Source organism: Protofrankia coriariae (assembly GCF_001017755.1).
Lineage (GTDB): Bacteria > Actinomycetota > Actinomycetes > Frankiales > Frankiaceae > Protofrankia > Protofrankia coriariae.
The window spans coordinates 221,292-229,706 of the sequence record NZ_JWIO01000014.1 but is presented as its reverse complement, the minus strand read 5'-3'; the positions used below and the strand labels follow the sequence as shown (position 1 = coordinate 229,706).

Here is an 8,415-nt window from a genome sequence, read left to right as displayed (position 1 = left end):
ACGATCGCCGAGCCGGCGGTGGCGGCGCCGGCGCCGCTGGTGGTGGCCGCGCCGCGGCCGCGGCCACGGCCGCCAGCCCCGCTGGTGCTGCGGGGCGCGCTCGTCGACGACCCGGTCCTGACGACCCCTGCACCGGTCATCGTCGCCCCGCGGGTCCGGCCGGTACCGGTACGCCCACCGGTGATCTCCCGGGGGTCGCTGGAGGACACGGTCGTCCCGCTGCCGGTCATCGTCACGCGGCAGTCGCCGCGGCTGGTCCCGGCGCCGGCGCTGATCTCCCGGGCCGTGGCGGGGGACGCCCCGGTCGTGGTGGCGCCGAGCACCCCGGCGCCGATCGTGGTGCTGCCGGCTGCGAGGCGCGTCCGGGGACGGCCGCCGCTCGTGCTGCGTGCACCGGCGCCCGGCGACGAGCCACCGCCAGACCTCGGCGTGCCTGCCGAGAGCGCGATGGGGCCGATCCAGCGGGCGGTCTATGAGGTGCTGACCGGGTGGCTCGCCAGCGGTGGCCTGCCCGTGGTCGGCGGGTCGGGCTCGCCGATAGGTCCGATGCAAATAGCTATCTATGATCTGCTCGTTTCCGATACGACGTTGATGGGCGGCTGACGTGATAACCGGTGTTTTCGATGACGTTCCGGAGGGTCAGGAATTCCCCTATGTGACCCTCGGGGATGCTGTCGAAACCCCGGATAACGATCATGGTGGGTTTGGCCGGGAGAGCGTCATGGACATCCATGTGTGGACGAGGGAGCGCGGCCATTCCCAGGGAGCCGACATCGCGAACCAGATCATCAGACTGCTGGACCATCAGGCGCTCCTGATCGATGGCTGGCGGCACATCGTGACCCGCTACCTGCGTCAGCAGGCCATGCGGGACCCCGACCCGGAGATCCGCCACCGCGTTTTGCAGTTCCTGGTCATCACAGCACAGGAGTAACGGAGGAAAAATGCCCGGCATAGACGCGTTCGGTACGCAGTTCAAGCGGGACACCACGGGCGCCGGAGTATTCGCCGCGATCGCGAATGTGAGCGATGTCTCCGGTCCGTCCCGGGAGAGGGAGGGGATCGAGGTCACCGCCCACGACTCACCGGACCAGTACCGGGAGTTCGTGAAGGGGTTGAAGGACGGCGGGGAGGTGGAGATCACCATCAACTACGATCCGGGCGCGGTCACCCACGCGGACCTCGATGCCGATTTCGAGGAGAAGCCGCTGCGGGATTACCAGGTGGTCATCCTCCCCGGTGAGGCCGACGAGCACACCTGGGAATTCAGCGCACTGATCACCAACATTGGTGATGAATTCCCGCACGACGACAAGATGGAACGCACCGTCACATTCAAGATCAGCGGTAAGCCGACGCTGACCGCCACCTGACCGGGAGGAGTCTGAATCATGGGGCTGAAAGACCTTATCCGCGCCGCGGACGACATCCGCCACCAGGACGACGTCGAGATCCCGGAGTGGGCTCCCGGGGTCATGTTCCAGGTCCGCGGCCTGCCTGACGAGGACTGGGAGGAGTACCAGAACAAGCTCAGCCGGCTCACGGTGAAGCAGGGCCGGAATGCGGACGCCGAAATGGCCGTGCGTACCAACAAGGCTGAGATCGTCGCGAAGGCTCTCTACGACCAGGAGAGCGGCGAGTTGGTCTTCCCAGAGCTTAAGGAAGGGGTGGCGATCCTCCGGAAGAAGTCCGCCGGGATTGTGAACGGCCTGTTCGAGCTGGTGAAACATCTTTCCGATGACGACAAGGATTTCGTGGAGAAGGTCAAGGACGCTGAGGAGGATTTCTCGGGCGGCCAGAACTAAAGATCCAGTACGACCTGGCCGTCGCGTTCCGCATGCCCCCCAGCGAGGTACTGGACCGGTTCACCGAAAGAGAGATCATCCGGATGATCGCCTACCAGAACCTGTACGGCCCCGTCACGCCGCGCAGGTACGACCTGCTGGTCGCCCGGCTGGGCATGGACGTCGTCTCCCCCCACATGAAGCGGGGGCGGCGCCCGCACCTGCGGGACCATCTCATCGTCTGGTCACGGCGCCGGGCGCGTAAGACCCCGCAGGAGATCCTGGCTGCGATCAAGGGCATTCAGGCCGGCTACGACGTGGCGGACCAGGCGCGGCGGGGGCGGCGCCGGTGACGCTCCTGGAAGAGCTCCTCATCCGCATCGGCGTCGAAGACGACACCGAGGAAGGTGCCTCGCGGGTCACCCGGGGGATGGAGCGGCTGGCCGCGCCGGCGGCGGCCNCCGCGCCGGCGGCGGCCGCCGGCGGCCTGGCCGGGCTGGCGTTCGCGACCGGGCTCGGGTCGGCGATGGACATCGCATCCGCCCAGAGCTCCCTGCAAACCCAGCTGGGGTTGACCGAGGTGGAGGCGCAGCGGGCCGGCGGGATCGCCGGCGACGTCTTCGGCGCCGGCTTCGGCGAGGGACTCGACGAGGTCAGCGACTCGGTCGCCTCGGTCATCTCGGCCGTCGGCGACATGGGCGCCTACACCGACGCCCAGCTGCAGCAGATGACCAAGAGCGCGATGGCGCTCGGGAAGGCCTTCGAGCTCGATGTGGGGGAGACTGCCACCGCGGCCGGCCAGTTGGTCAAGCAGGGCCTGGTCGACAACACCGAGGAGGCCTTCGACGTCCTGACCACCGCGGCGCAGAAGCTCCCGCGGTCGATGGTCGCGGACCTGCCGGCGATCGTGTCCGAGTACGGCACCCACCTGAAACGCATCGGACTGGACGCGCAGACGTCGTTCGGGCTGATGTCCCAGTTCGTGCAGGCCGGTGGCCGTGACCTCGACCAGGCCGCCGACGTGCTGCACGAGTTCGCGCGCATCACGTCCGAGGAGACCGACCGGGCGACCGAGGGCTTCAAGGCGCTCGGGCTGAACGCCGGGAAGATGCTCACCGACATCGGCAAGGGCGGGAAACCGGCCGCGGACGCGCTGCAGCTCACCCTGGACAAGCTGCGCGGGGTGAAGGATCCCGCCCAGCAGGCCCAGCTCGGGGTGGCGCTGTTCGGGGACATGGCCGGGGAGGCGGCCGGGGCACTGCTGGCGATGAACCCGGCGACCGCGGCCGCGGCCTCGGGGATGGACACGGCGGCCGGCGCCGCCGNNGGCGGCCGGCGCCGCCGGTCGGCTGACCGACAAGATGGAGGCCGATCCGGCGCAGCAGATGGCCGCGGCGGTGAACTCGCTGAAGATGAGCATCGGTGAGGCGCTGCTGCCCGTGCTCACGAGTGCGTCGGGGTTCCTGGCTGAGCATCAGGGGCTGGTGCGGGTACTCGGCCCGGTCGTGCTGGTGCTGGCCACCGCCATGGGTGTGTTCGCCGTGGCGGTGTGGGGGGTGAACGCGGCGATGGCCGCGAGCCCGATCACGTGGATCATCCTCGGGGTGACCGCCCTGGCGGCCGGGATGGTCGTGCTCTACACCCAGAGCGAGACCGCCCGTAAGATCATCGATGCGGCGTTTTCGGCGATCTGGGCTGTGATCCAGTTCGGGTACCACTGGGTACGGGACAACTGGCCGCTCCTGTTGGGGATCTTGACGGGGCCGATAGGCCTGGCGGTCGTGGCCATCGTGAAGAACTTCGACAAGATCAAGTCTGGGGCGGGGGCCGTCTTCGACTTCATCACCTCCTCGCCCCGGATGATCGGCGCCGCGCTGGCCGGACTCGGACAGATCATCGCCGCGCCGTACGTCTTCGGCTTCAACATGATCGGCCGGGCCTGGAACGCCACAGTCGGCAAGATCGGGTTCGACATTCCGAGCTGGGTGCCGGGCCTGGGCGGTAAGGGGTTCCACATGCCACGGGTGCCGATGCTGGCCGAGGGCGGAATCACCACGGGCCCGACCCTCGCGATGATCGGAGAAGGTCCGGAGCAGGAAGCCGTCCTGCCCCTCTCACAGCTCGAACACATGATCAACATGGAGGCGCGGTCCACCGGCAAGGTCGAGCCCAGCGGCCTGGTCGTCAGCTTCGCGCCCGGCGGGGGAGACAGCTTCACGCAGTGGCTACAGGAGACGATCCGGGTCCGCTTCGGCGGGGACGTGGCCGCGCTCGGGCAGGAGGGTTGAGATGACCGTCGCCGGCGACCTCACTGTCGAGCTGCAAGTCGACGACGCTTACCTGACGCTGTCGAACGCGGGCAACACCAGCGCCGCCTACACGCTCGATACCGCGGTCCTCGACATCACCGGGGACATCGACCTGCGCGTGGATCTGGCCGCGCAGGACTGGACTCCTGCGGTCGATCAGATCATCGCGGCGAAGTTCTCCACGACGGGGAACAACCGGGCCTGGGTGCTACGGCTGCTGGCCGACGGCCGGCCGGTCATCAACTGGTCGCCGGACGGCAGCGCCGGGAACCTCACGGCCGACGCGCGCGGCCGGTCCTCTCTCGCGCCGACGGTGGCGAACGGGTACCGGCTCGCCCTGAGGGTCACCGTGGATGTGAACAACGGGGCGGGCGGTACCACCGTCACCTGGTACACCGCCCCGGACATCACCGGCCCGTGGACCCCGCTCGGCACCCCCATCGTCACGGCAACCACAGTCGCGATCGCCGCGACCGCCGCCACGCTGGAGCTCGGCACCGGCAACGGTGGGACGGCCGTGTTCGCCAACACCAACCGGTGGATCGGCCGGATCTACGCGTTCCGGATGTACAACGGCATCGCCGGGACGTCCGTGGCCTACGCCGATTTCCGCCGGCAGGACGAGGGCACCACCTACTTCACCGACGTGCACGGGCTGACGTGGAACGTCAGCGGACGCGGGTACGTCCAGCGCGGCTGGATCGACGTCACCGGTCTGGGGGACGTGCGCGAGCAGCAGGCCGTGGCTATCACACGCGGTCGCAGCAACGAAACCTCCACGGCCCCGCCCACGTCCTGCGCACTGACCCTCGACAACAGGGACGGGCGCTATTCGCCACGTAACCCGACCGGCCCGTATTTTGGCCGGCTCGGCCGGAACACTCCGCTGCGCACCTATCTGTCGGGTGCGGCCGGTCATGTGTTTCTCCGCCGGAGCCCCGAGGACTATGTGGTGGCGCCTGACTCGGCAGGGCTCTCCATCGTCGGAGATATCGATCTGCGGATCGACCTGGATCTGTTCTCCTGGGACGGCCCGACGATCGCCCTGATCGACAAGTTCAACATTGCCGGTAACCAGCGCAGCTATACCCTCGTCATGGAGAACGGCGGGCTGACGTTCAGCTGGTCGACCGACGGCACCCAGGCGAACACCACAGACGTGTTCTCGACGGCGGGTGTGCCGGCGCCGCGCCATGGCAGGAAAGCGGTCCGGGCCACCCTGGACGTCAACAATGGTGCGGGCGGTCACACGGTCACGTTCTACACCGCCGACACCATCGCCGGCCCGTGGATACAGCTCGGGAATCCCGTCGTCGGTACCGGGGTGACATCCATATACGACAGCACCGCACAGGTGTCTATCGGCGCCAGGGAATCCACCCCGACGGTGGACGGCGCCGCGTTCTCCTCCATCTACGGGATCCAGATCAGGAACGGTATTGACGGGTCCCTGGTAGCCAGCCCCGATTTCACCACCCAGAATGCTGGGACGCTCTACGTCCTCGACGGTCAGGGCACCCCGTGGAGCCTGATCGGCTCCGCTGAGCTGAGGGCCTGGAACGCGCGCGCCCACGTCGAGGTAGCGAACTGGCCGCAGGAATGGGACCTGTCCGGCGCGGACGTACGGACCGCGATCGAGGCCAGCGGCATTCTCCGCCGGCTGGGGCAGGGCAAGACCCCGCTGAAGTCCGCTTTGTACCGGGGCATCACCGGGATCAGCAGCGCCGTGGCCCGGCCTGTCGCCTACTGGCCCTGTGAGGATGGTCAGGACGCCACACGGATCGGCGCGGCTGTCCCCGGCGCGCCGGCCATGACGTTCACCGGCGAGCCGAGGTTCGCCGCGTTCGCCGATTTCCGCGCGTCCACCCCGCTGCCCGAGCTGAACGGGAGCGTCTGGACGGGGGCCGTGCCGGACTACACCAGCACGAACATCGTGCAGACCCGGTTCGTGCTGGCCGTGCCTGACGGGGGCGTTCCCGCAACGATGGTCCTGTGCCGGATCGAGCTGTCAGGGTCAGGTTCGATTTGGCATCTGTCCGTGGACGCGAGCGGGAATCTGCGCATCCAGTGCTATGACATTTTCGCGGTGGAGCTGTTCGACAGCGGCCCGATCGCGTTCGACGTTAATGGCCGGCTGCTACGGGTCAGTATCGACCTGGTGCAGGACGGCGCCGATATCGACGCCAGCATCCACGTGCTGGAGGTCGGCGCGTCCGTGGGAGCCCAGTGGGCCGGGACCCTGTCGGGCCGCACGGTCGGCCAGGCCCGCACCATCATCATGAACTACTCCGGTGCCGCGGGGGACGTGGTCCTGGGACACATCGCCGTGTACGACACGGCGGAGAACATATTCGACCTGTTTGACGAGTTGAACGCGTTCCACGGGGAAACGGCGGCGGAGCGGTTTATCCGGCTGTGCGGCGAAGAAGGTATTCCCTGTGCGGTCAAGGGGAGCTGGTCCGATACCGTGATGGGCTATCGGCTCAGTAACACACTGCTGGACCTGCTGCGTGAGGTCGAGCGGACCGACGGGGGAATCCTCTACGAGGACCGGAGATTTTTCGGTCTGGTCTACCGGACCCGAGCCTCGCTCTATTCCCAGCAGCCCGCGCTCGTCCTGGACTACGCCAACGCGGAGATATCCGCTATCAAACCCCGGGACGATGACCAGGGCACCCGTAACGCTGTCACCGTGCAACGGACCGGTGGGGGCTCGGCGGTGGCGCAACAGACCAGCGGGCCGCTGAACCTGGCCGACCCTCCGGACGGAGTCGGGCGGTACGAGAGCAGCGTGGAGGTCAGTCTGCCCGGTGACGAGACACTGCCCGACCATGCCGGGTGGCGGCTGCACCTGGGGACCACAGACGAGTCCCGCTACCCCACCATCGGAATCAACCTCGTCCGTACGCTGTTCACCGGCGACCCTGCGCGCACCGCGGCCGCGCTGGCCCTGGACGTCGGCGACCTGATCGCCATCGACAACCCGCCGCCGTGGCTGCCACCGGACCAGATCCGCCAGCTGGTGCAGGGCCTGAAGGAGATGCTGTCCGGTACGCAGCTGCCGGTGCAGTGGAACGGCCAGCCGGCCAGCCCGTGGGACATCGCCGTCTACGACGACCCGGCCAGCCGCTGGTCGTCGGACGGGTCGATCCTGGCCGCGGACGCCGACGCCACCAGCACCACGCTGACGGTCGCCACCCCGACCGGCCCGCTGTGGATCAACAGTGATGGGCGGATGACCGGCAACCCCGACTTCGAGGTGGATGCCAGCGGGTGGGACATGTTCGGGGGGATGCTGACCCGGGCGGTGACACCGCCGGACGCGGGCGGCCGGCCGGCGCCGTTCGCCGGCTCCTGGTCCGGCCGGCTCGTCCCGGACGGGACGAGCGCCACCGCCTACGTCGAGAGCGTGCCGAAGGCGGCCGCGACGGCGGGCTCGCGCTACTACTTCCACGCCTGGCTGCGGTGCGAGACCGGCCACGCTCTCCAGCTCAACGCGAACTGGTTCACCGCCGGTGGCTCCTACCTCTCCACATCCACCATTCAGGCGGCCACGGTGGCCGCCGGCCAGTGGACCCGGTTCGCCGGCGTGGCCACCGCCCCGGCGACAGCCGGGCTGGTCACGGTCGATCCGGGTGTGCCGGGCACCCCCGCGACCACGGACATCCTGTACATGGACGTCGTGTTCGTCGCGGCCGCGGCCGACAGCCTCAGCGCCGAGCTCCCGATGGATATCACCGTGGCGGGTGAGCGGATGCTCGTCACGGATATCGCCGGCGGGACGTCCCCGCAGACGTTCACCGTGGTCCGCGCGGTGAACGGTGTCGAGAAAGATCACGAGCCGGGAGAGGAACTGACCGTGTGCAAGCCTGTGTGCTGGGGGCTGTGATGGTGCTCGCAGGTGAGAGAGCGCGGGCCAGCGACGTCCGTCACGAGATCGCGGTCGGGACAGCGACCACGAACAGCAGCACGTTCACCACGACGGAGACGGTGCTGCTGTCCGTCTCCGCGGATCTGATCGGGGGGCGCACCTATGCGATCGAGGCGTGGCTGGAGCTGCTACCGTCCGTCAGCGCCGACAAGTGTGACCTGCGGATCCGTGAGAACAACGTGACCGGGGCTGTGGTGCGCAGCGCGCGGGTATCCCTGGATACCGCAGCCAGCTCCGAGCACGTGTCGTTCTACGGCCGGTACACCGCGGCCGAGACCGGCGCGAAGACGCTGGTGCTGACCGGGCAGCGCGGCGCGGGCAGCGGGAACATCCAGCGGATCTCCGGCCCCACCTTCCCCGGGTACCTGATCGTGAACCAGGTCTCCTGAGC

General features: G+C 68.4%; 8 protein-coding genes and 1 pseudogene. All 9 read left to right on the top strand.

Features of this window, described 5'->3' with window-relative positions; genetic code table 11:
- A pseudogene (locus tag FrCorBMG51_RS25065) lies at nucleotides 1-603 on the top strand (hypothetical protein); the annotation flags it as partial.
- A gap of 1 nt (nucleotide 604) precedes the next feature.
- Nucleotides 605-934, top strand: coding sequence for a DUF3168 domain-containing protein (locus FrCorBMG51_RS11090; protein ID WP_047222939.1), 330 nt, complete (start codon nucleotides 605-607; stop codon nucleotides 932-934).
- Nucleotides 935-944: 10 nt separating this feature from the next.
- Nucleotides 945-1,373 (top strand): phage tail tube protein, encoded by a 429-nt coding sequence (locus FrCorBMG51_RS11085; RefSeq protein ID WP_047222938.1) that lies wholly within the window; start codon nucleotides 945-947, stop codon nucleotides 1,371-1,373.
- 18 nt (nucleotides 1,374-1,391) lie between these two features.
- Nucleotides 1,392-1,805, top strand: coding sequence for a hypothetical protein (locus tag FrCorBMG51_RS11080; protein ID WP_047222937.1), 414 nt, complete (start codon nucleotides 1,392-1,394; stop codon nucleotides 1,803-1,805).
- Between the two features lie 32 nt (nucleotides 1,806-1,837).
- Nucleotides 1,838-2,137: a phage tail assembly protein T gene (locus FrCorBMG51_RS11075; RefSeq protein WP_047222936.1), complete on the top strand. Its 300-nt coding sequence runs from the start codon at nucleotides 1,838-1,840 to the stop codon at nucleotides 2,135-2,137.
- Nucleotides 2,138-2,214: 77 nt separating this feature from the next.
- The gene (locus FrCorBMG51_RS25060) at nucleotides 2,215-3,210 is read left to right on the top strand and encodes a phage tail tape measure protein (protein ID WP_476742146.1); all 996 of its coding nucleotides are present in this window, start codon (nucleotides 2,215-2,217) and stop codon (nucleotides 3,208-3,210) included.
- Nucleotides 3,182-4,072 (top strand): phage tail tape measure protein, encoded by an 891-nt coding sequence (locus tag FrCorBMG51_RS25055; RefSeq protein ID WP_200902405.1) that lies wholly within the window; start codon nucleotides 3,182-3,184, stop codon nucleotides 4,070-4,072. Before FrCorBMG51_RS25060 ends, FrCorBMG51_RS25055 begins: the two co-directional genes overlap by 29 nt.
- Before the next feature lies 1 nt (nucleotide 4,073).
- Nucleotides 4,074-7,982, top strand: coding sequence for a hypothetical protein (locus FrCorBMG51_RS11065; protein ID WP_047222935.1), 3,909 nt, complete (start codon nucleotides 4,074-4,076; stop codon nucleotides 7,980-7,982).
- Nucleotides 7,955-8,413, top strand: a complete 459-nt coding sequence (locus FrCorBMG51_RS11060) for a hypothetical protein (RefSeq protein ID WP_157180461.1) — start codon at nucleotides 7,955-7,957, stop codon at nucleotides 8,411-8,413. Before FrCorBMG51_RS11065 ends, FrCorBMG51_RS11060 begins: the two co-directional genes overlap by 28 nt.
- The last annotated feature ends 2 nt before the right edge of the window (nucleotides 8,414-8,415 follow it).

Excerpts from the sequence above, each read along its gene's own strand:
- FrCorBMG51_RS11065 (WP_047222935.1), top strand. The coding sequence starts at position 4,074 with ATGACCGTCGCCGGCGACCTCACTGTCGAGCTGCAAGTCGACGACGCT.
- FrCorBMG51_RS11085 (WP_047222938.1), top strand. The coding sequence starts at position 945 with ATGCCCGGCATAGACGCGTTCGGTACGCAGTTCAAGCGGGACACCACG.
- FrCorBMG51_RS11075 (WP_047222936.1), top strand. The coding sequence starts at position 1,838 with ATGCCCCCCAGCGAGGTACTGGACCGGTTCACCGAAAGAGAGATCATC.
- FrCorBMG51_RS11080 (WP_047222937.1), top strand. The coding sequence starts at position 1,392 with ATGGGGCTGAAAGACCTTATCCGCGCCGCGGACGACATCCGCCACCAG.